General features: G+C 33.1%; 24 protein-coding genes, 7 tRNA genes and 1 rRNA gene. 18 read left to right on the forward strand and 14 right to left on the reverse strand.

Features of this window, described 5'->3' with window-relative positions:
- Window positions 1–19: 19 nt before the first annotated feature.
- The 12 genes from PF572_05655 to PF572_05710 all read left to right on the forward strand — a co-directional run bounded on the left by PF572_05655 (window position 20) and on the right by PF572_05710 (window position 5197).
- A 16S ribosomal RNA gene (locus PF572_05655) occupies window positions 20–1504 on the forward strand.
- Between the two features lie 258 nt (window positions 1505–1762).
- Window positions 1763–1836 (forward strand) — tRNA-Ile (locus PF572_05660).
- Window positions 1837–1862: 26 nt separating this feature from the next.
- A tRNA-Ile gene (locus tag PF572_05665) sits at window positions 1863–1944 on the forward strand.
- 87 nt (window positions 1945–2031) lie between these two features.
- A tRNA-Met gene (locus PF572_05670) sits at window positions 2032–2107 on the forward strand.
- Window positions 2108–2194: 87 nt separating this feature from the next.
- A tRNA-Phe gene (locus PF572_05675) sits at window positions 2195–2266 on the forward strand.
- A 77-nt stretch (window positions 2267–2343) separates the two neighbouring features.
- A tRNA-Pro gene (locus PF572_05680) sits at window positions 2344–2417 on the forward strand.
- Between the two features lie 351 nt (window positions 2418–2768).
- A tRNA-Gly gene (locus tag PF572_05685) sits at window positions 2769–2841 on the forward strand.
- A gap of 173 nt (window positions 2842–3014) precedes the next feature.
- A complete protein-coding gene (gene rpsP, locus PF572_05690; protein MDA3840552.1) occupies window positions 3015–3413 on the forward strand; it encodes a 30S ribosomal protein S16 in 399 nt (132 codons plus the stop codon).
- 103 nt (window positions 3414–3516) lie between these two features.
- Entirely contained in the window at window positions 3517–3855 is a 339-nt protein-coding gene (locus PF572_05695) for a KH domain-containing protein (protein ID MDA3840553.1), read from the forward strand.
- Between the two features lie 76 nt (window positions 3856–3931).
- A complete protein-coding gene (gene trmD, locus PF572_05700) occupies window positions 3932–4603 on the forward strand; it encodes a tRNA (guanosine(37)-N1)-methyltransferase TrmD (GenBank protein ID MDA3840554.1) in 672 nt (223 codons plus the stop codon).
- Window positions 4604–4610: 7 nt separating this feature from the next.
- A complete protein-coding gene (locus PF572_05705; GenBank protein ID MDA3840555.1) occupies window positions 4611–4994 on the forward strand; it encodes a hypothetical protein in 384 nt (127 codons plus the stop codon).
- 129 nt (window positions 4995–5123) lie between these two features.
- A tRNA-Asp gene (locus PF572_05710) sits at window positions 5124–5197 on the forward strand.
- Between the two features lie 1760 nt (window positions 5198–6957).
- Here PF572_05710 and PF572_05715 read toward each other — a convergent pair.
- The 6 genes from PF572_05715 to PF572_05740 form a co-directional block, all read right to left on the reverse strand.
- Window positions 6958–7104, reverse strand: coding sequence for a hypothetical protein (locus PF572_05715; GenBank protein ID MDA3840556.1), 147 nt, complete (start codon window positions 7102–7104; stop codon window positions 6958–6960).
- A gap of 37 nt (window positions 7105–7141) precedes the next feature.
- Window positions 7142–7684 carry a helix-turn-helix domain-containing protein gene (locus PF572_05720; protein MDA3840557.1) on the reverse strand — a complete coding sequence of 181 codons (543 nt, stop codon included), beginning with the start codon at window positions 7682–7684 and terminating at the stop codon, window positions 7142–7144.
- 31 nt (window positions 7685–7715) lie between these two features.
- On the reverse strand, window positions 7716–7958 hold the full coding sequence (locus PF572_05725) for a DUF5659 domain-containing protein (GenBank protein MDA3840558.1): 243 nt from the start codon (window positions 7956–7958) through the stop codon (window positions 7716–7718).
- 98 nt (window positions 7959–8056) lie between these two features.
- Window positions 8057–8908, reverse strand: a complete 852-nt coding sequence (locus PF572_05730) for a hypothetical protein (protein MDA3840559.1) — start codon at window positions 8906–8908, stop codon at window positions 8057–8059.
- Between the two features lie 144 nt (window positions 8909–9052).
- Window positions 9053–9943, reverse strand: coding sequence for a DUF5677 domain-containing protein (locus tag PF572_05735; protein MDA3840560.1), 891 nt, complete (start codon window positions 9941–9943; stop codon window positions 9053–9055).
- A 7-nt stretch (window positions 9944–9950) separates the two neighbouring features.
- Window positions 9951–10424, reverse strand: a complete 474-nt coding sequence (locus tag PF572_05740) for a hypothetical protein (GenBank protein ID MDA3840561.1) — start codon at window positions 10422–10424, stop codon at window positions 9951–9953.
- A gap of 74 nt (window positions 10425–10498) precedes the next feature.
- Between PF572_05740 and PF572_05745 the strand changes: the two genes are divergently transcribed.
- Together PF572_05745 and PF572_05750 are read left to right on the forward strand one after the other, a co-directional pair.
- Entirely contained in the window at window positions 10499–10717 is a 219-nt protein-coding gene (locus tag PF572_05745; protein MDA3840562.1) for a helix-turn-helix transcriptional regulator, read from the forward strand.
- A 4-nt stretch (window positions 10718–10721) separates the two neighbouring features.
- Window positions 10722–11894, forward strand: coding sequence for a hypothetical protein (locus PF572_05750; protein ID MDA3840563.1), 1173 nt, complete (start codon window positions 10722–10724; stop codon window positions 11892–11894).
- On the opposite strand, the gene dcm is transcribed toward PF572_05750, so the two are convergent.
- The 3 genes from dcm to PF572_05765 all read right to left on the reverse strand — a co-directional run bounded on the left by dcm (window position 11881) and on the right by PF572_05765 (window position 15493).
- On the reverse strand, window positions 11881–13011 hold the full coding sequence (gene dcm, locus PF572_05755) for a DNA (cytosine-5-)-methyltransferase (protein MDA3840564.1): 1131 nt from the start codon (window positions 13009–13011) through the stop codon (window positions 11881–11883). The two genes, PF572_05750 and dcm, sit on opposite strands and share 14 nt — an antisense overlap.
- The gene (locus PF572_05760; GenBank protein ID MDA3840565.1) at window positions 13001–14716 is read right to left on the reverse strand and encodes an Eco57I restriction-modification methylase domain-containing protein; all 1716 of its coding nucleotides are present in this window, start codon (window positions 14714–14716) and stop codon (window positions 13001–13003) included. Before PF572_05760 ends, dcm begins: the two co-directional genes overlap by 11 nt.
- Before the next feature lie 168 nt (window positions 14717–14884).
- The gene (locus tag PF572_05765) at window positions 14885–15493 is read right to left on the reverse strand and encodes a LexA family transcriptional regulator (protein MDA3840566.1); all 609 of its coding nucleotides are present in this window, start codon (window positions 15491–15493) and stop codon (window positions 14885–14887) included.
- Window positions 15494–15651: 158 nt separating this feature from the next.
- Here PF572_05765 and PF572_05770 point away from each other — a divergent pair, with 158 nt between their 5' ends.
- From PF572_05770 to PF572_05780, 3 genes are read left to right on the forward strand one after another with little or no spacing between them, the layout of a single operon-like run.
- Entirely contained in the window at window positions 15652–16770 is a 1119-nt protein-coding gene (locus PF572_05770) for a DUF4238 domain-containing protein (GenBank protein MDA3840567.1), read from the forward strand.
- Window positions 16767–17492 (forward strand): hypothetical protein, encoded by a 726-nt coding sequence (locus tag PF572_05775; GenBank protein ID MDA3840568.1) that lies wholly within the window; start codon window positions 16767–16769, stop codon window positions 17490–17492. Before PF572_05770 ends, PF572_05775 begins: the two co-directional genes overlap by 4 nt.
- Window positions 17489–19024 (forward strand): hypothetical protein, encoded by a 1536-nt coding sequence (locus PF572_05780; protein ID MDA3840569.1) that lies wholly within the window; start codon window positions 17489–17491, stop codon window positions 19022–19024. The genes PF572_05775 and PF572_05780 overlap by 4 nt, the downstream gene beginning before the upstream one ends.
- A gap of 110 nt (window positions 19025–19134) precedes the next feature.
- Here PF572_05780 and PF572_05785 read toward each other — a convergent pair whose 3' ends face one another.
- Window positions 19135–20781: a recombinase family protein gene (locus tag PF572_05785; GenBank protein MDA3840570.1), complete on the reverse strand. Its 1647-nt coding sequence runs from the start codon at window positions 20779–20781 to the stop codon at window positions 19135–19137.
- A 136-nt stretch (window positions 20782–20917) separates the two neighbouring features.
- On the opposite strand from PF572_05785, the gene PF572_05790 reads away from it, so the two are divergent.
- Window positions 20918–21586 carry an isoprenylcysteine carboxylmethyltransferase family protein gene (locus PF572_05790; GenBank protein MDA3840571.1) on the forward strand — a complete coding sequence of 223 codons (669 nt, stop codon included), beginning with the start codon at window positions 20918–20920 and terminating at the stop codon, window positions 21584–21586.
- Window positions 21587–21909: 323 nt separating this feature from the next.
- On the opposite strand, the gene PF572_05795 is transcribed toward PF572_05790, so the two are convergent.
- The 4 genes from PF572_05795 to PF572_05810 form a co-directional block, all read right to left on the reverse strand.
- Window positions 21910–22836: a hypothetical protein gene (locus PF572_05795; GenBank protein MDA3840572.1), complete on the reverse strand. Its 927-nt coding sequence runs from the start codon at window positions 22834–22836 to the stop codon at window positions 21910–21912.
- Between the two features lie 90 nt (window positions 22837–22926).
- Window positions 22927–23169, reverse strand: a complete 243-nt coding sequence (locus tag PF572_05800) for a hypothetical protein (GenBank protein ID MDA3840573.1) — start codon at window positions 23167–23169, stop codon at window positions 22927–22929.
- Window positions 23170–23469: 300 nt separating this feature from the next.
- A complete protein-coding gene (locus tag PF572_05805) occupies window positions 23470–24402 on the reverse strand; it encodes a hypothetical protein (GenBank protein MDA3840574.1) in 933 nt (310 codons plus the stop codon).
- 402 nt (window positions 24403–24804) lie between these two features.
- Complete coding sequence (locus PF572_05810; GenBank protein ID MDA3840575.1) at window positions 24805–26106, reverse strand: ATP-binding protein; 1302 nt, start codon at window positions 26104–26106, stop codon at window positions 24805–24807.
- Window positions 26107–26382: the final 276 nt, after the last annotated feature.

Below are 26382 nucleotides of genomic sequence, written 5' to 3' on the forward strand. Positions count from 1 at the left end.
AAGTAAACCTAGTCAAAAACTTTCAGAGAGTTTGATCCTGGCTCAGGATGAACGCTGGCGGCATGGCTAAGGCATGCAAGTTGAATGCTTAGTTTACTAAGCATGGCAAACGGGAGAGTAACACATTGGTAATCTACCCTGGGGACGAGAATAACCCGAAGAAATTCGGAATAATACTCGATAACAGTGGGGGGTCATATGACATTCCCACTTAAAGTTCCGGCGCCCCGGGAGGAGCCTATGGCCTATCAGCTTGTTGGTGAGGTAAAAGCTCACCAAGGCAATGACGGGTAACGGGTGTGAGAGCACGACCCGTCCCACTGGGACTGAGACACTGCCCAGACTCCTACGGGAGGCTGCAGTCACGAATCTTCCTCAATGGCCGAAAGGCTGAAGGAGCAATGCCGCGTGTATGAAGACGCATTTCGGTGTGTAAAGTACTTTTATTAGGGACGAAACAATGACGGTACCTAATGAATAAGGGGCTGCTAACCTCGTGCCAGCAGCAGCGGTAATACGAGGGCCCCAAGCGTTATCCGGATTTATTGGGCGTAAAGGGTACGTAGGCGGTTTGTCACATCTTTCGTTAAATCTCGGTGCTCAACATCGAGGCTGCGGAAGAGATGGACAGACTAGAGTTCGGTAGAGGCAAGTGGAATTGCTGGTGTAGGGGTTAAATCCGTTAATATCAGCAGGAACACCAAATGCGAAGGCAACTTGCTAGAACGATACTGACGCTAAGGTACGAAAGCGTGGGGAGCGAATGGGATTAGATACCCCAGTAGTCCACGCCGTAAACGATGGATGCTAAGCATTGGAAGTTTCGACCCTTTCAGTGCTGTCTACTTAAGTTAACACGTTAAGCATCCCGCCTGGGGAGTACGAGCGCAAGCTTAAAACTCAAAGGAATAGACGGGGACCCGCACAAGCGGTGGAGCATGTGGTTTAATTCGACGATAAGCGAGGAACCTCACCTAGGTTTGAAATATAGCTGCAAGTCTTGGAAACAAGATCGCCTTCGAGGGTGCTATACAGGTGCTGCATGGTTGTCGTCAGCTCGTGTCGTGAGATGTACCGTTAAGTCGGAAAACGAGCGCAACCCCTATCCTATGTTTTATATGTCATAGGAAACTGCCCGCCTTAAGTGGGAGGAAGGTAGGGACGACGTCAAATCAGCATGGTCCTTATACCTAGGGCTACACACGTGCTACAATGGGAAGTACAAAGGGACGCCAAACCGTAAGGTGGAGCAAACCCCCCAAAACTTTCCTCAGTTCGGATTGAGGTCTGCAATTCGACCTCATGAAGTCGGAATCGCTAGTAAACGCGTATCAGCCACGGCGCGTTGAATACGTTCTCGGGTCTTGTACTCACCGCCCGTCACGTCAAGAGAGTCGGTAATACCCGAAGGCTCTACATAGTAGGGACGAAGGTAGGATTGGCGATAGGGACGAAGTCGTAACAAGGCATCCGTAGCGGAAGCTGTGGATGGATCACCTCCTTTCTAGGGAGATCGGTGAAGTCATTGATAAAATGACTTAGAACACTAAGGTCGTACATTTTCGAAATTTTGGAATTGCTCCAATGTCGAAAATGTCTGAGTATTGATGCCAATTAGCCTCGAAATTTACGGTTTTATGGGACCGTTTCGATAAAAAAAGACTGGTCCTAAAATTTAGAGTTAGTCTTTTTTTGTAGTAATAGAAATTATTATATATTCACTGTCTAAAGACTTACTCCGCCTCAGTTCACTAATCATAATGGGCGATTAGCTCAGTTGGTTAGAGCGCTTCTCTGATAAGGAAGAGGTCGGAAGTTCGAATCTTCCATCGCCCACATTTAGTAAATGGTGAACTGAGCCGGGGCTGGTTACTTGCCTGCCGGCAGGCAGGGAGCGCTTCTCTGATAAGGAAGAGGTTCATAGTTCGAATCTATGTACGCCCACAAAACCGCCAAGGGCGGTAAATCCAAAACTCTAAATTCTAAATCCTAATTTTTAGAGTTTATGTTTTAGAATTTAGAGTTTTACAACGCGGGATAGAGCAGTTGGCAGCTCGCCAGGCCCATAACCTGGAGGCCGTTGGTTCGAATCCAACTCCCGCAACCATCAATCACAAAAGACACAACACGTAACAATGTTTTGTGATAATACTAAATTATGTTACGTGTTACATGTTTTATGCTATGTGTTTGAGCCGTGGTAGCTCAGGGGTAGAGCAAAGGATTGAAAATCCTTGTGTCGACAGTTCAAATCTGTCTCGCGGCACAGGTTTAATCACAATTTAGAAACGAATTTTATTTCAATTGCTCTTTTTATTTTCGTTTTAATTATGATTAATCCATCGGGGCGTGGCCTAGTTGGCTAAGGCGCATGCTTTGGGAGCATGAGACCCTGGGTTCGAGTCCCAGCGCCCCGACAATTTAGTGTTTTTAGTCTCTGACTATAAAATATTAAATAGTTGGTGTGTTGTATCGAGAATTCAGTCCTGGAGTAAATATTACTATTAGTAAAACCTTGCTTGGCAGTAAAAATCTCGGAAAGAACATACACGTGTTCGATTGATTTGTTGGGGTTCACCCCTTCGAGTCCCCCGCCCAGTTCGTATTCACGAATGTTCGGGCAGGCAGTGCCCCGACAATAAGAGTTATAATTACCATATTATTAAACTAAAAGTAGTTGAAATAAATGTTAATTTGTAATATTATAAAAATAGCAAAAACGTCTAACTGAAATATCAGCGGGCCTGCCCGCCGAAGCTTCAGCGCAGGCGGGTATAGTATAATGGCTTATTATGTCGGCCTTCCAAGCCGAAGATGAGGGTTCGATTCCCTCTACCCGCTCAATATCCTATTTCTAACCGAAATAGCTTACAGGGCAGAATCAAGTCGCTCAAAACTTGATTATCCCTCGTCACTCTTGTTTGACGAGATTGTCTCCCCGTTTAAGTATTGACTTTTAGCCCTAAAAAAGCTAACATTTAATTTCAAAAGACTATAATGATTTAAATTAAAATATGTTAACAATCAGATTATCAAGAATTGGAAAAAAGAAAAAGCCCATGTACAGGCTAATTGTTTCAGAAAAATCTAAAGATCCCTACGGAAGGGCTTTAGAAATTTTAGGTTCATACAACCCGTTCTCTAAAGAGTTAATTGTAAAAGGAGAGAGAATCAATCATTGGTTAGATAATGGTTCAGGAATATCCCCTACTGCAAATAATCTACTAGTAGAAAACGGTATTATTAAAAGAGAAAAAGTAGTCGCTTCAAAAAAAGGGAAGAAAAAGAAAGAGGAAGAAGTTAAAAAAGCAGCTCCTACTGAAGAAAAGAAAGAAGAAAAAATTGAAGAAGCTAAAGAAGAGTCCCCTACTGAAGATAAAAAAGAAGAAACCAAAGAAGGAGACAAAAAATAATACTTTGACAAAGAATAATATTGTGTTATATTTAGCATAATAATTAATTTAATAAGAGCTCTTTCTAACTTAAATTTCAAGATAGAAAGAAAACCAAAAACCTATGGAAGATGACAAACAGTTCCTAGAAATGATTGTAAAAACAATTGTGGCTCATCCAGACGACGTAAAAATCGACAGAGAAATTGATGAAAGAGGAGTTTTATTGACTCTAAACATCAATCCTGAAGATATGGGATTCGTAATCGGAAGAAGAGGACAAACAGCACAAGCTATCAGAACTTTACTGAAAATTGTTGGTGCTAAAAACAACGCTCGAGTTAATCTAAAAATTGCTGAACCAGAAGGTTCAACAAGACCAGAAAGACCAGCTAGAACAGAAGAAGCTCCAGCAGTCGAAGAAGAAATTGACACATCATCAGTAGATGATTTAAAAATCTAATTTCAAACACATTACATACTCAAAAAACCACAACTAACTAGTTCGTGGTTTTTTGTTTATCTGATATAATTAATTTATGAATTTCCACATAATCACAATTTTCCCAAATATTTTTGACTCCTACATTAACGAGTCAATTATTAAGCTTGCTCAAGAAAAAGATTTAATTAATATCAAAACTTATAATCTTCGTGATTGGACTACAGACAAACACAAAACAGTCGACGATACTCCCTACGGTGGTGGTGCTGGAATGTTAATTAAGATTGAGCCACTCTACGGGGCGGTTAAAAGTATAAAGTTAAAAGTTAAAAGTGGCAAAACAAAAACAATTCTATTGTCCGCTAAGGGTAGTACTTGGAATCAACAATCTGCTCAAAAATTCTCTACAGATTATACGGATATTATTCTTATTTGTGGTCGATACGAAGGAGTAGATGAAAGAATTTCAAATTTTATTGATGAGGAAATTTCCATTGGAGATTTTGTTTTAACCGGCGGAGAAATTGGGGCACTAACCCTAATAGACTCAATTACAAGACTTATTCCAGGGGTACTTGGAAATGAGGAAAGCTCAATATCTGAGTCTCACAGCAAAAAAAACATTCTTGAATATCCACAATATACGAGACCAGAAGTTTTTGAAGTGGAAAACAAAAAATACCCAGTCCCCTCAATTTTGTTATCCGGAAATCACAAAAATATAGAGGAATGGAGAGAAAAAAACAAGAAAACTAAAATTAAATAAATATATTATGAATAAAAAACTAGCAATAAACAAAGACAAAGTATTTACTTATTGGCTTAGCTATTACATCGTATTAAGCGTAATAAATTTTTTTATATATTTAGTACCAGTTATTTCAAGTGGATATTTGTCTTTTTTGCTTATCCCAGCCCCGTTTTTTATAGTTCTTTTACTCGCTTCTTTCGCCTATAAGTTTAGAAACAACTTTACAGCTTATTTATTTTTAATAATATATTTATTTATTTTTATTTTACATATGGGATTAAGCGTCAAAGGTTTCACAAACTTGTTGTTAAATATTTTTTTATTAGTTGGAATTATCGGAGCTTTTCAGTATTTCTTCTTAATAAGGCGAATAGTTAGAAACAGTAAGCACAACACAAATCTGTAAATTACTAATATTGACTAATTTAACTACTTTTGATAGAATATCTTTGATAGTCAATGACGGCTATTTTTTGATTGATGAATTAGTCAATCACCCCGCACCCGAAGGGCTATGCGGGGGTTTTAAAATCATGGAGCGGTAGTTCAGTTGGTTAGAATGCCTGCCTGTCACGCAGGAGGTCGCGGGTTCGAGTCCCGTCCGTTCCGCACTAGTAAACAAGAAGGCACTAAATCGCCTTCTTTTTGCTTACCTAAAAGATTTTCTGTGGTTGTAGTGGCCATTTTTTCAGTATTGAAAGAAATTATGAAATTATGAGGTGCAGAATCTGAATTCATTAGCCTTTTATTGCTTAAAAGCGGGTTATAGTAAATGAATTGAAACACCTCTCGCCGTTCTTCAGGACTAGCGGTTTTAAATTTCTCGCTTAACTTGTAAGTGAAGTTTACATAATCAGTCGCCAAGTTAAACCAGCTCTGGCAATTATCATCAACATCTCCCATCTTCTCTTGGATTTTTTCTTTCTCCAATAAAATTTCTTTCTTCTGACCCACAAACTCTTCATCGCCAAGAAGAGAGCCATCAGAGTTGTCTGGTGAAATTTTTAATCTAACCAGATTATCCAATTGTGCCTGACATCTTTTTAAAGCAACTTCTTGTTTTTTTAAAATCAAATCACGATTACCGATTTCTTTTTCATTAGCCTTATTAATCTCCTCTAGGGCAAGTTTTAAAAAATCTTCATCAATAGTCATCTCTTTAATAGTTTTAATAATCTGTTCTTCCAGCTCCGACTCAGGAATATATGAAAGTCCAGTGCATTTGGTACATCGATAATAAGTAATGCCCTTGGCCATCATCCCTGAAATATTGCCTCCGCATGTTCCGCATTTTATAAAATTGGTATAGGTATAATATCTTTTTTTCATAACCGGCCGTCTTTTACCATGTAGCTCTTCCTGCACTTTATGATAAAGCTCACGGCTGATAATGGGCTCATGTTTCCCGTCTGGAAGTTCTTCCGGCTCAATCAAAGTTCCTTTCCATAAAATCGCCCCATAATAAAAAGGATTGGAAAGCAATCTATAAATAGTAATTTTAGAAAGCATTTTTTTACTTCTTTCTCCCACTAATCCCCAACCATTAGTTATCTCTCTTAGCCTGGCCAAAGAATATTGGCCGGTAGCGCAATATTCAAACAACTCTTGAACCAAAGGGCCCATCATCGGATCAACTTCAATTCTTCTCAGTGTTCGATTAAGTTTTTCTAATGCTTCTTGTTTTTCAAATTTATATTGCTTACCTGATATTTTCCCGTCTTTATCCATATTTAAATATCCCAACGGAACAAAACCGGGATATTCGCCTTTGAGAATTTTGGCTTGTAAATCCCGTCTAACAAACTCCGACGTATCATCTGATGATTTCTTGGACATGGCAAACTGCAAGGCCAGGAAAAATTCCTGTCCTGAGTTCTTGGCGTAGATTTCCGATGGAGTACGCACCTCCTGCAAAATCTCGTCTTTTAACATGTCTATGATAATTCCGCCATCTGTCATGTTTCTGGCTAAGCGAGATATATGGTAAACCAACACACCATCTGCTTTGCCAGATTGAATCATTTTAATAACTTTGGCGAACTCTTCTCGTCCTTGTTTATAAGCTGATTTTGACTCTTGAAAATCTCCCACAATTTTCAATTTCTCCTTTTTGGCAAATTCCGCTAATTCTCTTTTTTGTGAATCTAAACTTAATATTTGTCTATCTTCCGAATCAGATGATTTCCGCCGATATATGACATATTTAATTTTTTTGTCTTTATTTTCCATTAATTTTAATTATAATTTATATGGAGATGATGTTAACGTAAACTTGATTAATTGGCAAAAGCAATTTTTGAAGAATTTATTTGTCTAAAGTTAGTTATTTTTTGTTTAGCAAACCTGATTTCGTAATTTTATTCAAGTTTTCAAGTTTGGTTTTTATCAGAAACAGCTATTTTTACCGCTCTCAAAAGTTTAATATACAAATTCAAAGCCTCCTGTTTTTTCAATTTTACAGAATATTTTTGCTCATACAGTTTTATAAATTTGTTTAAACCTTGATCTGAAATCATATTTTTTTCATCAAAAATTGCTGACACAATTATATGCTCAATCTGTCAAAATTCCTCCCTTTTTTATAGTGTTACTTTCATTACCTTTGCTCATGCCATTTTTCGTCTTTTTTATCTGATTTTGGCGCAAATTCTCGGCTGTTTCCCTTAATCGCTCTAGACCTGATATATTTTTATATTTTTCCATTATTTGACCAACTGATTCTGGTTTATTGTTTTTGAAAAAACGTTTTTCTTCTTTCAATAATTCTTTCTTTAATTCTTTAGGTCTGACAGTTTCAGACGGTTCAAGCTCTCCAAATAAGACGGTGGTTAATTGCAATTCAGACGGTCTCCCATTCTCCTTTTTGTCTAACCGTCTGACCAGACCATACGCTATCAGATTGTTAACCGCTTTCATGACAGTATTTTTATTAATTTTTAAAATCTTTCCAATCGTCCTGTAACCGACAAAAGTTTTTCTCTCTTTGTTCACAAAAAAAGACAGAGCCATATAAACTGTCTGATCTATCGTTTTAATATTTTTTGCGTGATGCCTGATAAAATCCTTTCGGATCCAGAATCTTGGATATTTTTCCATAGTAATAGTAATTTAAATATATTCATTTAATTTATTGGCTATACAATCGGTTCTTTATCATTTTCTGATTATCTACAATTGATCTGGCATTTACCATTAAATTATTGTTCCAATAATCATTAACTGCTATATCGATATCTTTATTTCTTTTAAAAATAAACTGGGCTTTTCTAGGATTTGTTTTATCAATCTCCCAAAGTTCATAACCTAAAGTGGTCAAAGCAGATGCCAGGCCTAAATCAAATGTTAAAAATTTATCTTTTTGCGTAATCATAATTTAGAGATTAATTTTTCAAAACAAAAAGCCGAAGCTTATTATACTTCGACTATATCAAAAAGTTGTTGACTCAACGCTGACAAATTTTGAGTGTTCTACTCAACAGTCCTCATGATGTTTTTATTTGAATAATCTATGTCAAAAAAATCCTTTATACCTAAAGATTTTTCTATTTTCTTATTCAACCTTAAGGCGGTGTCATAAATCTTTTGAAATTTTGGGATATCGATGCTTTCCGTTGAACAGTCAATCTTTTCTCCCAAAGGGCTATTTAGAGCTACGCTTAATAATTGATATTCAAAACTATTTTCACTTTTTATTCTTAGCTCGCTATTGCTCCAGCCTCCTTTTAAAATTCCATTTTCAAATACTAGTTTTTGCTTTTCATTTTCTTTCTTAGATTTTTTAATCACCTCTTTATTTAGTTCCTTTTTATGATCATCTAGGTTTTTAAATAAAAGTATTCTGAATGAAAAAGATTGATCAGTTAAATAATAGGTTGATTCTCTTTGGAATAGAAATTTTTGTTTTTCCAGTATTTCAAAAGTTTTTAAAAACTGAATATGCTCCCGTTCATATTGTTCAAAGTCTGCCTCTGTAACTGTAAATATAATACTATCTAATTCAATCGCTTTTTCAAGTATGCGATCTGCTACGATTGATAATTGTCTATTGATGCCGTAAGGCTCTTCTATTAGGTCATCAAAAGTATATTGAGCAAAAGACTCTAACTCTGCCCAATCAACTATTTCAAATTTTATTTTATATGCTTCTGTTTTTGGAATATTACTTATCTCTAAATTTTTAATCAGTTTTCTGCCCTCCAATCTCTTTAAAAATGATTTAAATTGATTATTTTCAAATTCTCCTTTCAGCTCTATTTCCATGTCCGGCTTATAAGCAAAAAATGATTCCAAAAGTTCTATGCACTCTTTATTTATCAACATAGTTTAATAATAATTGTAATATTTATAATAATTGTAATATTTAGTTTATCTTAGTAAAAAACTATAAAAAAATCAAATGGTAAACAAAATGCCGGATAATTGGCCGGCATTTGTATTATTTACTTATTTAAATATATTTAATTTCTACTTTTTGTCTTTTGATAATATTTCCTCGTGCATTTTTTCAATTTTTTCATTGCGTTCAATTAAATCGTTTACCCTCAATAGCAAAGGATGATTTTCAACATCACCATAATACTTTTCCAAGTATGCTTTTAATGCAATCAAAACTAATTTGCTTATTGGTGAAAGTAATCGAGCATCAACTCTAATCGATTCCAGTTTGGCAGAAAATTTTTCACCATTGTATTCTAAATGGTGCATCGCAATGTCTGACCATGTTCCATGAATTGAATGGGAAGGAATTTGCTGTAAAACGGGATAAGCCCATTCGAGATTAATTTCCCTTAGGATGGTTTTATAATCTTTCCACCTTGGAATTTGTTTTAGATCTTCAATGCCGTTTATTTCTGATGCCCTAAACAAACGATCAATTGACTTCAGCATTCTTTCTTCAATTGGTAATTTTTTACCTCTCTGTTTGATATTTTCCTGTATTGAATTAAATAAATTTTTTTCAGCTTTAAGCGCTGACCTAACAAAAATATCAACATCTTCTGGCTTTGCCTTTGTGCAAAAATAAATAACGTTTATTGCAGACTCTACGATACTTCGGTTCAAGGCTAAAATTACTTCGCCATGCTCTTTAACTTTATCTACAGACAAAGCCGTAGCCGATGCCATAAATTTCACAATCCTAACCAGCAGGCCAACAATCAATGATTGATCACGTCCGTAAATATATTCCGATTTATCATCAGGATTACATAATCCGCAGACAACAGTTACTGCAGACATTGCCTCTTTGTATAAATCAAATGCAATTCTTGAGCAATTTTCTTCGTTGAAATTTGAAATATCAACTGGCGCACCCATTATTTCGTCAACGGAAGATTCAATGATTTTATCTTTCATAAATACTTTAATTATTCTTTTCAAAATCAATTAAAATCTGCAAATATTGTTTTTGCAAATCATCTGAAATATGAGAGTTATCAAGCTTAGAAATATCTCCTTTGTAGTCGATAATTTTATTTATTTCATCAAAATAAAATCCTTCAAGAGTGGCTATAAATAAATATGAAGGATTCCATGATTGGCTCATTCTTTCAGCATCTTTAAAAACATAGCCAGTATTCAAAGCGCGCATATACTTAACCTCTATAAGCTTTACATTCCTTGTTCTTCTATCAATTACTGCAAAGTCTGGCGCCGTTCTCAAAGTTTCTATCATTCCATTATTTTCTTTATATCCCTGCTGGACAAGCTCGGGGATAATTTTTTCATATCCAAACTCCAGCACCGTAAATTCTCCCGCCTCTCTATGCATTTGAGCAAATACAGTTTCAGCTATTTTTCCTTTTACTAAATTTCTGGCAAAATTTATATTGTTCATATTTTTTGTAATTATTAGTAATAAATATATTATTCTAATTTTGAATATTCATATTTAGAATATATAATATATGCATGAATAAGTCAATATACTCAAAAGAATACAAGGCACTGGTTACGAGACTGAAAGATGCCAGACTCAAAATTGGCCTTACACAAGGTGATGTTGCTAAAAGGCTGAAAAAGCCTCAGTCTTATATTTCCAAGATTGAAAATGGAGAACAAAGAATTGATGTTATTGAAATGAAAAAATTTGCTGATTTATATAAAAAAGATATTAACTACTTCCTTTAGATATATGGCAAAAAAGATAAAAAGAACGTGGCATAAAAATTTTCTTAAATACATGAAATTTATTGTTAGTCATCCTAACTACAAAGGAATGCCTGACTTGAGAAAGACTGATGGAAATATCAGGTGGATTTGCAGTGGCAAAAGTGAGATTGGACAAAGGCGATATAAATGGTGGGATAATAAGAGAAAAGAATTAAAGATAAAAAAGGATGGTCCCTGGATATCAAAAGTTGCAAGAGCTATTCACCCAACAGGAAAAAAACCATGCCAAATATGTGGCAAAGAAATGAGCTTGGACTATATTTATCCAAATAAAAGAAACGGTTTTAGCCCTGGAGCTATGAGTAATGCTCCTGATCGTCTTGATGGATTTCATACTTATAATTTATGTTGTCGAAGTACCCAAGATACAGGGAGGCATAAGGAAAACTTAAATCGTTATGGAGAAGATAGGCGGGCTTATGAAAATTGGGCTGATGGCGATTGGAAAGCGGCCAGCTGGCTGATGAAAGTTTTTAATAAACATAAAGTTAGCCCAGATCATATTGGACCAATATCTCTTGGATTTTCACATAATCCTCAATTTAACCCAATGACTCCTGCAAAAAACTCTGCTAAGAACAACCGGATGACACTTGTAGATGTTAAAACTTTAATAAAACTCGAGGAAGAGGGAAAAAGTGTTGTATCTTGGCACTCAAAATACATTTGGGATCTTTTGAAAAATAAAGTTAAAAATAATTCGGATGCTTTAAAACTTAGCAAAATAATGGGTCGGAATTTACATAATATTTTAATATCTCTCTCCCAAATTTCAGAAGCTGGATATGACAAGTTTTTAATATCAAATTTTCTGCATCCAGAATTTGCTTATTTTTCAATTTCATTTAAGGGTTTTAATTCTAAAGATGGAACGTATAAAGAAATGATAAAAACACCAGGCAAGAAAAAACAATATGAAAATAACGCAAAAAGATATATCAGAATATCTATTGAGTCGCTTGAATCTTATAAAAAAGTTAAAAATCGAAATACAAAAGCAATTAAATCAAAAAATGTCCAAAATACTTTGGATAAAACTTTACTATTACTTAAAAACAAAAAACACTCACTAGCTAAAAAGAGTTTGCTTAATGTGTGTTCTGAGCTAAGTAAAGAATTAGCTAAAGATTTTTAATCAATTCCTCTTCATACTTATCTGGAGTAATTAGTCCAGCCATTAATCTTTGATAGAGTCCTTTTGGGGCTATTTTTTGTTTCAAATAGTTCTCTCCTCCATTAACCTCAATTGATGGAAGGTTTCCTATAGCATCATTCACAGAAACAAACTTGTCTTCATTCGCAATTATTTCTTCAGGGTAGCATTTTTCAGGATCACCTTTTAAAACCCCTATTATGACAACCCTTTTTCGTTTTTGTGGAACACCAAACTTAACTGCTAACATTTTTTTTCCATGCATTTTATAACCAAGTTCTGAAAAACTTTCTTTTATACTTTCAAATGTTTTTCCTTTATTGCTTGTCAAAATACCTTCGACGTTCTCAACTAAAATTGTTTTTGGTTTTATTTTTTTTACTATTTCAACAAACTCTTTAAAGAGAAAGTTTCTAGGATCATCTACAAGACGTTTGCCGGCATAAGAAAATCCCTGGCAAGGGGGTCCGCCGATTATTATATCAACCTTTTTATTTTTAATAGCACTATAAATTCTTTTTTTCACATTTACATCAGTCACATCCCCCTCAACCATAGTAGTACCTTTATGATTTTTTTCATAAGTCTTGCAAGCATGACTAAAATTATCATTGGCTGCAATTATATTGAATCCTGCCCATTCAAATCCTTTACTCAAGCCACCTGAACCAGAAAAAAGATCAAGCACATTTTTTGTTTTAGTTTGCTCTTTTATTTTTTTTGCAATAAAATATGCGAGCAAGGGAGGGACAGCATTACCAATCTGTTTACAAAGAGAGGTTTTTGAACCCTCAAAAATAAAATCATCAGGGAAAGACTGTAATCTAGCCGCTTCCCTCGCGCTTATTACTCTATCATCTTTGGGATGAATATAAGCTCCGTTTCCTGGCCTATTAAAATATGTGGTAATTGTGTAGCTTGGTTTCTCCCATCTTAATCTTCCATATAAGGTAGTCCTACCACCTGTTTCTCTTATTCTCTCAAGCCGTTTAGATGGTATATTTAAAGGAATATTTTTCCAATTTCCTCCCGCAGGAATAGATACGACCATCTTTAAATCGTTCTCGCTAAGAGAGTAGGTTATGTGATTATATAGCATAATTAACTTTTTTATTTATTGTACTTATTAAACTTCCTTCTTGATACTTACTCAAGATAAAACTAATTTCATCCTTTGTTAGTTTATATAATTTAAAAATTTCCAAATTTAATTTAGCAACATCTTCATCTTTTTTTTCTTTTTTAATTCTACCTACCAGGGCTTCAATTCTATTTTTTTGTTTTTCACTAGGTACTGCAATTGGTAGTTCATCAATTTCGTAATTACTGATATGATTATTTGAATTTGTTATTTTGAATCGCCAATCTAAAAGTAATGAATTTAAAACTCCCAACAAGTAGTCGAGAGATATGTTTTTATCCTCAAAAAGATTTTCATGTTTTGAAATATAGTTGCATGAATTTCCTAATACAATATTAGCTGGAACTTTTGAAAACTTTAATCGTTTATTACCATGAATATTTGACACTTGTTGACATACAATCCTATCTCTTAAAACATGCTCTCTTTTTCCATTTAATTTCATAATGAAATTATCATCAACATATAAATTACCTAACTCAAAATCAAATTCTGCTATATTAATTCCTTTTAATAAAGGGAAGTTTGTCTTTTTATCAGTAATAAATGATTTATCTAAAGTTAAGTCTAGCTCTCCTCGTAAATTTTTAATATCAGAAAATGATTTAACTCTTGGATGGTTATTTATTTTTTCAAGAACGCCCCACCCCTTCTCATCTTCCACAATGATTGGAGCAGATTTAGAAATACTTTTAATGGTTTCTATATTAATTTTAATACTTCTTTTTTCCATGTCGTCAGAACTTATTACTTCAGGATTTATTTCAAGTATTTTACCTCTCCTGCTTTTATCTAATGCAAAAAAACAAAAGGCTTGAGAAATATCAGGAAAAAAACTATTTTTTTCAGGAATAATATAAATTTTTGAAAAAGAATAATTTTCTATCATTCTTTTTCTTAATTTCTCACTTTGACAATCATTTAATAATGTTATTGGAATTAATAGTCCAACATTGCTATTCCCGTTTGTATAATTTTCTAATATTTCCTCAATAAAAATTTTATAATAATTTAAAGTTCCTTCGTTATATTTATAAACTTTATTTATTTTAATAAAATTAACTAAATTTTTTATACTTCTAAAATCGACTTTTTGGGCATACTTGTTTGAATTCTCCTTTAAAAGTTTGTACGGAGGATTTGTCAAAACTATATCAAAACCATTTTTAACTTTAAAAATACTTCTAAGATCATTTTTTATAATTTCATTTTCTGTAATATTAAAAAGAACATTGCCAGCGTAATAATTCTTTTCATTTAATTCAATTTTTATCTTATATTTAAAATTGATATACAGAGGAATTATATTTTTTAATAGTCTAATTGCTTCTTGATCAATGTCGGCACAATAAATATTTTCAACAACCTGTTGAACTTTTTTATCAGTTAGTTTTGAACTTGAAGAAAAAATATAATCGATATATGCTAATGCAAAAATACCAATACCAGAACAAGGTTCTAAAAACTTTAAATCAAATAAATCTTTTTTATCTTTTAAAGCTTCCTTTGTTATTTGTTTCGCAATTTCATAATCTGTATAATAAATACCAAAATGTTTTCTTTCATCTGTTTTATCCATTTTGGTATTTTCCTTTTCTTTTTGATGAATCAATCCAATTAATTGAACAACAGAAATTGGGTCAATCTTATTATTTTTTTTCAAATTCTTATATAAAAAATCATCAACGGTATTTTTAATTAAAGGTTTTTCGGTTAGAAAGCTAAAGAGTAAATTAATCAATTCTTTTTTATTAATATATTTTGAACATATTGAATTGTATGTTTGAAATAGTTTTATCATTGTAATATTTAAAATTATTTTTATTAAAATTTATATCGTGTATGATAAAATTCCTTTTACCACTCCTTCAATCTTAAAATTATCCTTGCTCGCTAAAATTGCTTTGTATGCCTGATTTAATGAAGTGAGAAAGATATTATCTTTATCAATTTTTTGAATTTTTTTTATCATCACTTCATTGTTATTTACACATACAATAATATTCCCATCTTCTGGATTTATATCTTTTCTTACAATTACTAAATCGCCTTGTTTAATTTTTGGCTCCATTGAATCTCCTTTGGCTTTTACTAAAAAAGCTTCAGAAGATGAAAAACCTAGAATTTTTGTTGAGATTGGTATTCTATCAATAGGATTACCATCGAGCATTGAGCCGTTAGGACCACATTGTGCCATGCCATAGAGATTCAAAAAAGCAATTTTTTTATCCGGGTCATCAGCAAGAATTTGATAATCATGCGAATTATGCGGATTTCTCCTTAAATACCCTTTTGATTCTAATTGCTTGATGTGATGATGGACAATACTAGGAGATGAGGCACCAATTTCATCCTGAAGCTCACGAATAGTTAAAGGCTCTTCAATATTGCTTTTAAGTAATTCCAATAGTTTTTCTTGTTTTGGATGTAATTTTTTCATAAAACATACCTGTTAATAACTATAATAATTATAACATGTGAATAAGATGTGTGCAAGAACGTATTGACTTGTTCTAGTTTATGTTCTATATTAAATTTATGAATATTAAATTAAAATAACATTATGCTTAAAAAAGTTCAAAAGCAAAATTTAATTAAATGAAAAAAAATAAAACAAATTTTCTTATTTGGTTTTTTTATAAAACCGGAAATAAATTCAGGAACTTGGTATTTCGAAAACGGCTTGGCAGAAAAAGGTGGTCTGCAAAACTTATTATTTTTATTATGAGTTTTTTTGACTTTTTCCAAACAAGAGTTTATTTAAATACAGGCGAAGTTAATAAATTTGACCATTATGTTCCTAGGCTTTTATTGAATCGTTGGCGCATTGCTGAATCCGGTACAGATAAAGGGCAATTATATTGCTGGTCAAAAAACAAAGCAATGATTGAAAAAACACCTATAAAAAGCGTTGCCGGTGAAATCGATTGGGAGGTTGCTAGCGCGAATGGAGAGCCAAGCGATTTTGTTCGAAAAAAGTTATTTGCTGAATTATTGGAAGATAAAGCTTCCAGCGTCATTAAAATAATTAATACTACAGATAATTTAGATTTAACGTATTTAGAGGAAAGCACGCTCGCTGTTTTTATTGGTCATCAAATAACAAGAGTTCCATTATTTCACGAATATCTACTGCGCTTTTTTTCAATCGGCTATTCCAAAGGACTTATTACGTATAATGATTTGGGCAACAAAGAGGTTCTTACAAAAAAGGTCGCCAATAATGAAATAGGGATTACTTATGATCAATTATTAAAAAATAATATACACACAAGAGTTTCTGGAGGTAAACCACAAAAATTATTGTTATCATTAGTTATTGCCTCAGATGTAGGAGAAAAAATTAATCGAGGCAATTTACATATTTTAGAAATTCCTCAAAATTCCAATGATGAATTTGTTATTTCCGATAATCCTGTTATTTTTTTAGACTTCGAACGTCAATCTATTTTGCATTTTGTTCCTTGGTGGGAAATAGGTAAAAAAGATTTTTGGATATTTATGCCAATTTCTCCTCGAAAGGCAATCTTTTACTGTTGTAAATCTAAAAAGAAAGACGGCCCAATAGAAAATAATAATAATGACCTTGTTCAACTATTAAATTTCGGCCAATATTTATGCTGTACTGACAATGTTTTCTCTCGTAATATAAATATTCTAGAAAGCCACCTAAAACTTTATTCCAAAGAATTACATAATCTAAATAAAAATATATGACATTTCAAGATTTAATTGATACAGAGAACGAATTATTGCTAAAAGCTAAAAATGAGTATGATAAAGAATATATTAACTGTCTTAATTTAGTTTCTTTGCTCCAAAATTTTATCAAGAGCACTAAACTTGATAGCTGGTTATTTAATATTTTTCTATCATACATAAGAAAACATATCGTTTTAAGTTTTTTTTCAACCTTAAGACTACATCATGTTCAATCAGACGCTAATTTAAGACAAGCATTGGAAGCAACTTCCCTCGCTTGTTATTCGCTAGTTCATACTGAAAAAGAAAACTTCATGAAAGATGATAAAAATTTTAAAGATTATATCCTAAACAAGTCCTATAAATGGTTAGAGCAAAAATATCCAGATGCTTCGAAAGCAATAAAAATATCGAAAGACCAAATTAATTCAAGTTGCTCTCATGCCAGTCTTGCTTACGCATTTCAAGAATTTCAATTAGAAAGAGATAAATTTTCTTATTCGTTTTTTGATAAAGATGATAAAGATTTAGTTAAGGCATATTTATGGAATATTGCTCATATTTCCGGCAATATTATGGATATTATTTATGGAGTAAATAGAGATAGCAATATGCTTATTTTTACCAATGATTTTATTTCCAAGTTAAGAGAATACCGGAAAATAAATGATGAGATAAAAGCTGAATCATTAAATAAGGAAAAATTCAAAAAACATCTAGAACGACCAAGACAATGAAAAAAGAAGTTTACAATTTATATAAGCCACTCAGAAATCATCTCAGGCCGGTTGGTATTGAAAATGCTTTTTATGCGATTTGGGCCTATTTGAATTTTTTTCAGTTTAACAACGCTATTCCAAATAACATACAGGTAGATAAGATTATTACCGATAGCAAAAACGATGCTAGAAGATTTTTATCAGAATGGGAGCTGTCATTGTTGGCAAGGGAAATGATAGTCAACGGACAAGAAAATTTAAGTGGTGCGACAAAAAATTTTCAGAATTACAACTATTTTTCTAATGCAATAAATAAAATAAAAGAGTTCGAAAGCAACTTAAGCAAATTATATATAAATAAAAATAATATTTTAACTGAATTACGTAGATTGTCACATAGACAATTCCCTTGGCAACAAAAACCCAACTCTGTAGATTTTATTAGATACTATAAAATATATAATAATGAACGATTAAAAGAAATAGCTGAGAATAAATTAAAATTATCAATTCAACAATGGTACACAATCGGAACAGCAATTACAGGTGGCATTCTTTCACATCCAAAATTGAACATAGACTCTGAAATAACCATAGCCGGAATTACAAAAAAACATTTCGATATTTTTATAAATTTCACATCTACTAATTTAACAGATTTAAAGGAGATAATTCAGAGAGATGTTGATTATGATGACCAATATGTATATGCATTTAACCCTCTTGAATATTACCCGTTGATAAAAATAAAAAAATATTATTATTGTCCAATAATTACTTTTTTAATTTGGCGGATGACATCCGGAATTTATTTTGATTTAGTAAATGAAAAAAATTTTGGCAATAATTTTGGATTCGCCTTTCAAGATTATATAGAAGAAATTTCTAAAAAGGTTTTTAAAAATAAAAAAATAGCTTTTATCCCTGAAGAGAAATATTATGTAAATACAAAAACTCAAAAAGATAGTGTCGATTTTATAATAAAGAAAAATAACTTAGCATTTTTTGTTGAAGCCAAAGCAAAAAGAATTCAGAACAAATCAAAGACCCAATTATTATCAAACGAAACAATGGAAAAAGATTTGAATATTCTTGCTGAAGATATTTTGCAGATATATAAAACAATAAGAGATTACAAAAACGGATGCTATAAGCATTTCAAATATGACAAATCGATAATCATATATCCCTTATTAGTTACTCTTGAAGACTGGTATTTGTTCGGTGAAGATGTAAATAATTTAAAAGAAAAAGTAAAACAAAAATTAATTACCGCTAAATTATCATTAAATTGTTTAGATGAGATGCCTTATACCACCTGCTCAATAAAAAATTATGAACATCTAGTACAAGTTATAAATAATATAGAAATCAATGTTATTATGAATGATTGGTTTAAGCCTGAGCATAACGGGCATAATTTTGGTCAATTTTTATTTTCAAATTATTCAAAGCATTTTAAATCACTAGACTATTTTTTTCCAAATGATTTTGAAAATATATACCCAGATCAGGTTATGAAAAAACCACCCATTCCTGAGCAGTTCTAGTCAATTCCCAACAGTTCCCAATTTCCTCCCATTCCACCCCGTGTAACCCCGTTCTTGCCCGATTCTCACCATTTGTGAGCCGTTCATCATGATTAACTTAAATAACCATATTACACCGAATATTCCCCAATCTTTGGCACGATATAATATCGGTCTAGCTCCTGGAAGTAGGTTATAATCAGCTTCACTACCCCCCGCATATCGATACAAAGCCTGGTGTAAGCCGGGTTTTGTTTTGTCTTTACAAGGGTTTTCTCTGGTTCGAGCGTAGCAAATTTGGCCTCTAGGGGTTTAAGATACTTTTCAATCGCCAAGATGTGATTATGCGGTTGTATTAGCAATTTTCTTGTACTTAGCATTCGGTTCGAGCCTAATCTGTTAATGATGGCTCTACGTGTATCATCGTCACCTTTTTTGAACTTGATTAAAGCGCGCGTGGCGAATTTAACGTCTTCCAATTTTTCATCGTTCGTGGAATTTTGGCCTTTAAGAGAGGTGATTTTCTCTTGTAACAAGTTTATCTCTTTTTCATAGTCATTTCGTTGATCCGTGAACTCATCGTCTGAAATTAAACCTCTGCAACTTAATTTGGTTAAGTTGCTTTTTTCTTGTTTCTTCTTCTCGATCTTCTTGTTGAGATTATCAATGATATTTTGTCTTTCTTCTGGGTCTTCGTTTTTTGTCTCTTTCATAATTTTGAATAACAATTTTTGAAAGTCTGGCAGAAGATCATATTTTTCTAATTCCTTTTCAATTTGTTCTTCTAGCACAGGAAGACTAACAGCTTTCTCTTGGCAGTTTATACGAGGCTTCTTGTGATTACAGCGATAATATACAAATGTTTTTTCTTTACCAGTTTTTTTGATTATTTTTGTTTTTTTGTCAGCACTAACTAGAGACCCACAATTTGCACAACGGATTAATCCAGTATAGGCAAACTTGTTCTTTCTCATTCTAGGTCTACCTTTTTTGCCAAGTAGTTCTTGTATCTGGTCGAATTCTTTCAAAGTGATCATTGCTTTGTGTTTGCCTTGTTTTTGTTTTCCGTCATATTGAATAATGCCTGCATAAAAAGGATTGGTAAATATTCGATACATGGAACAACGAGAAAGTTCTTTATTTTTGATTCGTGTTTTAAAATCCCATTCGTCATTTAATATATCAAGGACTTTTGGAACCGAATAGTTGCCAGTGAGCATTAAGTCAAAAGCTTTTCGTAAGCAATCAAATCTTTTTCTATCAACTTTGATAATCCGATAACCCTTGTCTTTGAGCATGACATTTTTGTAACCATTCGGAGCAATGTTTGGTTGCCAGCCCATTTGGAATTTCTTTTCTAGTCCACGTCGAACATCCTTTCCTAGTTTGGAAGAAAAGTATTGTGATTGAGATAATGCCAGTTGCAACATCATAATTCCTTCGGGAGAATTATCAAAATTGTATGATACGAATTTCAAATCATCAATTACACCAGTTCGTACCAAGTAAGTTATAGTCGAAGCGTCAATCTCGTTTCTGGACAGTCTATCAGGGTGCCAAGCGATTATTCCCGTGGCTTCGCCTTTTCGTATTCGCTTGATCATACTTTCGAACACAGGGCGATTGTAAGGTTTAAAAGCAGAGTGTTTTTCTTCCAGAACTTCCAAAATATCAAGATCGCTAAAAAACTCTTTCGCTTTGTCTAATTGACTGGAAATAGATAGGGCTTGTTTTTCTTCGCCCTCACTTGATTTTCTTACATAAACAAAATACTTCATACAATTATTTATAATAAATCTTTGACAATTAGCTGTTTGTTAATTATTATTGAGATATAGCAATGATTAAAATCTAACTTTTTTATAGGGGGGGGTGGTCATGGAGATTTGGTTGTTTATTATCGTTCTTTCGCATGTGTTTTTATCTTTATTCCAGTGGATTAAAAACAACCGATACGGTGTAAGAAAAAACATCGTGAAAGTTGGCTTTTCTCTTCGTGTAGTCATGTTTGTAAAGGATTATGTTGTAATGCTTACAATTGTGACTGTTTCTATTGTTTATCTTTTTGACGGTAGCTATTCATTCTTAATGAAGGTTAAGTTTCCGTCATCGATCTCCTACATGGGAATATTTTTAGCCCTAACCTCTGTTGTGCTAAAAGCTTGGTCCTATGGAACGATAAACAAAAACTGGTCAGCAACAATGGCAATATACCGACAACATGAACTTGTGACCTGGGGTCCGTATGCCCATGTCAGACATCCAATTTATACAAGTTATGTACTTATGACTATTGGTGCGTTTTTCTTGTCAGGGATCCTAGCCTTTCTGTTGCTTGGGACATTGTACATTTTGATAAATTTAATTCGCGTGAAAAAAGAGGAAAAAGAACTTGGTCGAATTTTTGACCGAACACACAAAGTATACAAAAGAAGAGTGGGAATGTTCATTCCCAAAAGTGTGCAAGTTACATGCATAGTTGTTTTATTGCTATGCAATGTTGTGGGCATGATTGATGAGTTTCTTTTTTTGTTAACCGGCAATTCTTTCACCTTACAGTGGTTTGCATATCTGCTGACATAACACTATGGAAGATTGCAATGCTCTTGGGCAGCTGATATTTAGCTGCCCATTATTTTTTTCAAAGATTAAAAACAAAAAAGGACGGTTCTAGCTTACCCGAAACAATTACCAAAAAGATAACTTCATCGGAAGAACCGCCCATCTCTGGGATGTAGTTATAAAAAAATCCTCTTGGTATTATTTTATTGTTTCGAGTAAGCATTTATATAGTAGCAGAATTATTTAATTTCTCAAGACCTCTAGGTCTTTTTTGTATATAGGGCTATATACGATTTTTCCTAGTTCAACTAGGTCTTCTAGTAGTGAATAAGCTTTTTCATAGCTTATCTCTTCGTTGAAATTTTTCTTGTAGAGTCTTTGGTATTCCAAAACATATTTTTCTTTGAGCATTTTTGTTTTGCAATGTTCAAAATAACAGGTATGTCCTCTGGAAGCGTGTAAGCGGAATAATTAATCGTGCCTGCATACTCGCTTGAAAAAGTTTTTTCAAATACAGGCTTAAGTCCGCTTATGTGTTGTTCATGAAATAGTACAGCTTTGTAACCAGTTAACTCAACTGGTTTTTTGAGTTTTTGAGAACAAAAGAATTTCTTCTTGCCAAACATTCGTCGGTCAAACATATCTTTGCCTAGGTACTTACAAAAGTAAGCCCCCATGTTCGTGACTTGATCAACTTTCTTAATTTTGATAAAGCCATATTTCCAATAGCGGAGAGCAAACCATCTTTCCCAACTAAACAAATCCTTGAGATCCTTGGTTTGGGGCATTTCCAAGTTACAAAGCAGGTGATAGTGAGCTGACCCGCCTTTCTCTTTTCGTCTTCCATGATAGTCAACATCTTTTTGAAATTCAACCACGGCAATATATTCAAAGGATGTTCTTTTTCGAATAATCCTTTTCATCGCCTGGTTAAAAAGATAATTGGCTTTTGTGAGATCGGTGGTGCTTTCGGCAAAAGTGAGAGTTAAAAACTTATCCAAGCTCGGGTTTGAGTTTGTTAGTCGACGAATGTTTGTTCTGGTACGAGAGATTGAGAATTTGCTTTTGATCTTGTGTTCGGCTTCTTGCTCTTTAATACGTTTGAGTTCTTTTTTGTACTCATTCATATCGAGCTGACCTTTGAACACTTTTTTCTCTTTCTTCTTTCTCTCTTTTCTTTTGTATCCTCGTAGGACTTCCTTATCCTTGTAATCGTATACTTCGATTTCTTTTCCTGATTTAATCACTTTAAAATCGTAGGATTCGGCCATAGGTTAAATTGTAGAATGTGCCATAACAAAGAGTACCGTAGTAGCGGTTAGATGTGTGTATATAATCCAGTTATAGAAGAGAGAACGGGACTATTGATTGTCTTTGAGTAGCTCAATTACTTCTTCCTCGGTAAAGCCAGAACCAAGTTTTGGATCGATTCCAGTTTTTGTGGCTTGACCCATGTTGAGGCCAGTTCTGTATAGTCCGTATTTCTCGATAAATTCGGGCTTCACACGAACGAAATATACAGCACCGTTATAACCGAGCTTTTTATTTATGAGATTAACGAAATTATTCGCTAATTCTTTATCATTGGTATTAAAGTATGGCATATTATTGTTTTTTATTATTTATGTTCAAAATAACAGTCAAAGGGAGCTTTTGTTTTTCTGCTTTTTCAATCGGCACGACATCTTTTTCGGGCGGGTGGGCAAACCCACCCGAAAAAGATATTCATTGCCATACTGATTAAAACAGTTTAGGGCAAACAAAAAAGTCCCCAACTTGGGACTTTGAATAGTTCGGATCCCAAGCAAAACATCTTTACTCGATCCGATCTTTTTACACTTTGATCTTTGGTTTCGGAACTAATTAAAATTATAGCAGACAATATCTGCGTTGTCAAAGTTGGTTTATTTCTGTTTTTTCTCTGGTTTTAAAATATCGCTTAAAACTTTTTCTGGATTCTCTGCCTTCCACAAATCCATATTTAAATCATCAACGCTCTTCTCTAGTTTTTTCAAATAACTAACAATACCTTCTTTTCTAACAATATCAATATTTTTGTAGCCCCCATTTTGCTTATAAATTAATTTTTGTTCTGCAACATCTTTCTCTCTTCCATTTTTTGCATAACGATTATAGAGTGTGTTGAATGAGTATAAAGAATTAACAGAATTTTCTTCCGCATCTTCCTTAGCCTCTTCTTTGGTTATTTCATATTTTTGACTTCTGAAAAAGTGTTTATATTGAAGGTAGTTTGTTTTTTTAATAGATAACCTTTTATCATAGGTTGCTAAAAAAATTGGAGCGTTTACAAATAAGGCTTTTATGAAAAGTGCATTTTCTTCATCATATCTATTATTTGCAATTACAGATATGCTTGATTTTACAACTTTTGAAACCCCGTCTTTTATTTGAGTATTGTTGGTAGGTTTTTTGCTACCTTTTTTAAAGGCTATAAAATTATTGGCTAAAGGAATTCTTGAATCTAATAAATAAAAATTATTAAAGAAATTATTCTTAACCTCACTATTAACAAAACTAGGATAATACTCTAAAAAACTATAATATCGAGCTGGGCTTGCTTCAGGACAAATAAAAATCCAGCAATCCTCTTTGCTTTGTTTACACTCAATAGTCAGATACACCTTCACCCCGTTAATATTTTTAGTAGCCAATAGGTCATACTCCCTGTCCTTATTTTCTTCCAGGTCATAAAAGGCATTATTTATTTCAACCTTAAATCCATTTTTTTCAAGAGTTTCCTTTGCAGACATTTCAAACGGAAACCCTGTAGATTCTAAAAATTTTTTTACATCCTCAGATGAAATTTCTGATGTCATATTTAAACTTAATTATTTTTGTAGAGCGGGGGAATTGAACCCGCGTAGCCGCGTATTATGAAGTTGAGCAAAATTATTTACCTTACCAATAACACCGAATAATTTTAGTAACCAACCTCTACATCACGGCTAATTCAATGTTAATTCTAATATTTATACTGATATTTGTCATAATTGATAATATCGGCATTATTCCAAGATAAAAAAGCTTAAGCCCAAGCAACATACAAGTAAAATGTTGTAAAGCTAATAATTAATCAACATTATTATTATTGATCAGCCTTATTGTCTAGCAGTTGTTTTGTTAATTAGGGAAGTCCTGCGGTTTGCATTATTGCGACTTCTTTTTATTTGTAATCTTTTCTTGACAGTCCCAATTTAAATAGAATAATAAACTATCTTTTAGGATGGCCGTTTTTTATTTTCTTCCTCTTTTATGTTACTGGAATTTTCTCTCACTTTTTTTCTTTCTCCCTCTCTAATAAATATATCAACCAAAATTGCTGTTCTAAATAATTGTGACTGTAAATAAATTTTGCCATCACTGTTTTCCCTTATAGCACCAGATTTTTTTAGTGATTTTATATATTGGTAAGCATTGCATTTCTCAAATTCTGATTGTATCTCTTTTTTAAACATCGGTTCATTTTTTACAGCTAAAAAATCAAGTATTTTATCTTTAGCTGTCCTTTTTTTATCAAAAGAATACATTCTTGAAAATTCTTTTGTTCGTAATTCCATAGATGCATTAAAAATAGCATCTTTCCAGTCTTTGTCGCCTACATTGCTGTCGTTGTCAGTCTCTAGAAGTTTATGTCCTAACATTTGAAGTGAATGTGGGTAACCTCCTGCTACTGAAATATTTTCATTTAATGCTTTGTCTTCAAAACCAACCTCCGCTTTTTCAAAACCTTTTTTTAATACATCCGACGCTTCATTGTCGGGCATAGTTCCTAAGGGAATTGCATCAAATGTTCTGTGGGCTGATGGGTCTCCAGCAAAAAATATTTCCATATCTTCTTTGTAACCAACAAGCAAAAAAGAAATTGAACCGAGGCCTTCTACATCAAGTGTCGTTACTATGTTCCTTAAAATTGAAGCTACATTTTCTTTGTCTTTTAGGTTGTGGACTTCGTCAATTATAATTAAAACACCATCTTCTTTGTCTATTGGTTCAGCTTTATCATCTACACCATCTTCAGCGCCCTTGTCCTCATTTATTGACTCAATAATACTTGAAAGAACTGCAACACTTTGATCTTTAATCGTGATGTTTCTTTTTTCAACTTCACCCGCTTCAACACCAGCACTTAATCCATAAGCCCCAATAGTAAATTTTCCATTCTTAAAAAGGTCACCAAGCTTACTGCCAAGTCTTTTTATAACACCTGTACTCATTTGAGCAGTCAAACGATTTACACTTTCTTGGAGAACACTACCAATGTCTTGACCATTTTCAACTAAATAATATGAGGTGAGCATTCTCACGTCTTTAAAGATCTTGTTCTCTTTTTCCGCAACGCTTTTTATAAGCTTTACTAGAGCAGTTTTACCTATTCCTCTTTCTCCATAAACAAAGAAGCTTGCAGGCATATTATGTTGTACTAGGGATAATTTTTTACAAATATCTACTACTTGACTTGTTCTTCCTGCAAATAAATTCGGAGCAACAACTGAATTTGGATTAAACGGATTATATTTCATATATATATTTTGAATAATTATTATATATTAAGTATATATTATTTAAAATAATTGTCAATGTTATATATTTATGCTATATAATTATGTATTAAATTATATTGCTATCCACCTTTTTTCTTTTACTTCAATTCTGAGTCCGGATAAGGTGAACGGCTCGCCGCAAAGCACAAAACTGGGTTTATCCCAGTTTTTTTATTCTTCTAAACGCTGAATTCCAGACCTTAGATCTGCCCTTCTCCTAAGTGCGGGGTTCTAGTCCTTGCCCAATTAACTTTT

It is taken from the genome of Patescibacteria group bacterium, assembly GCA_027858235.1.
In the GTDB taxonomy this organism is placed as follows: Bacteria; Patescibacteriota; Patescibacteriia; order Patescibacteriales; family BM507; genus BM507.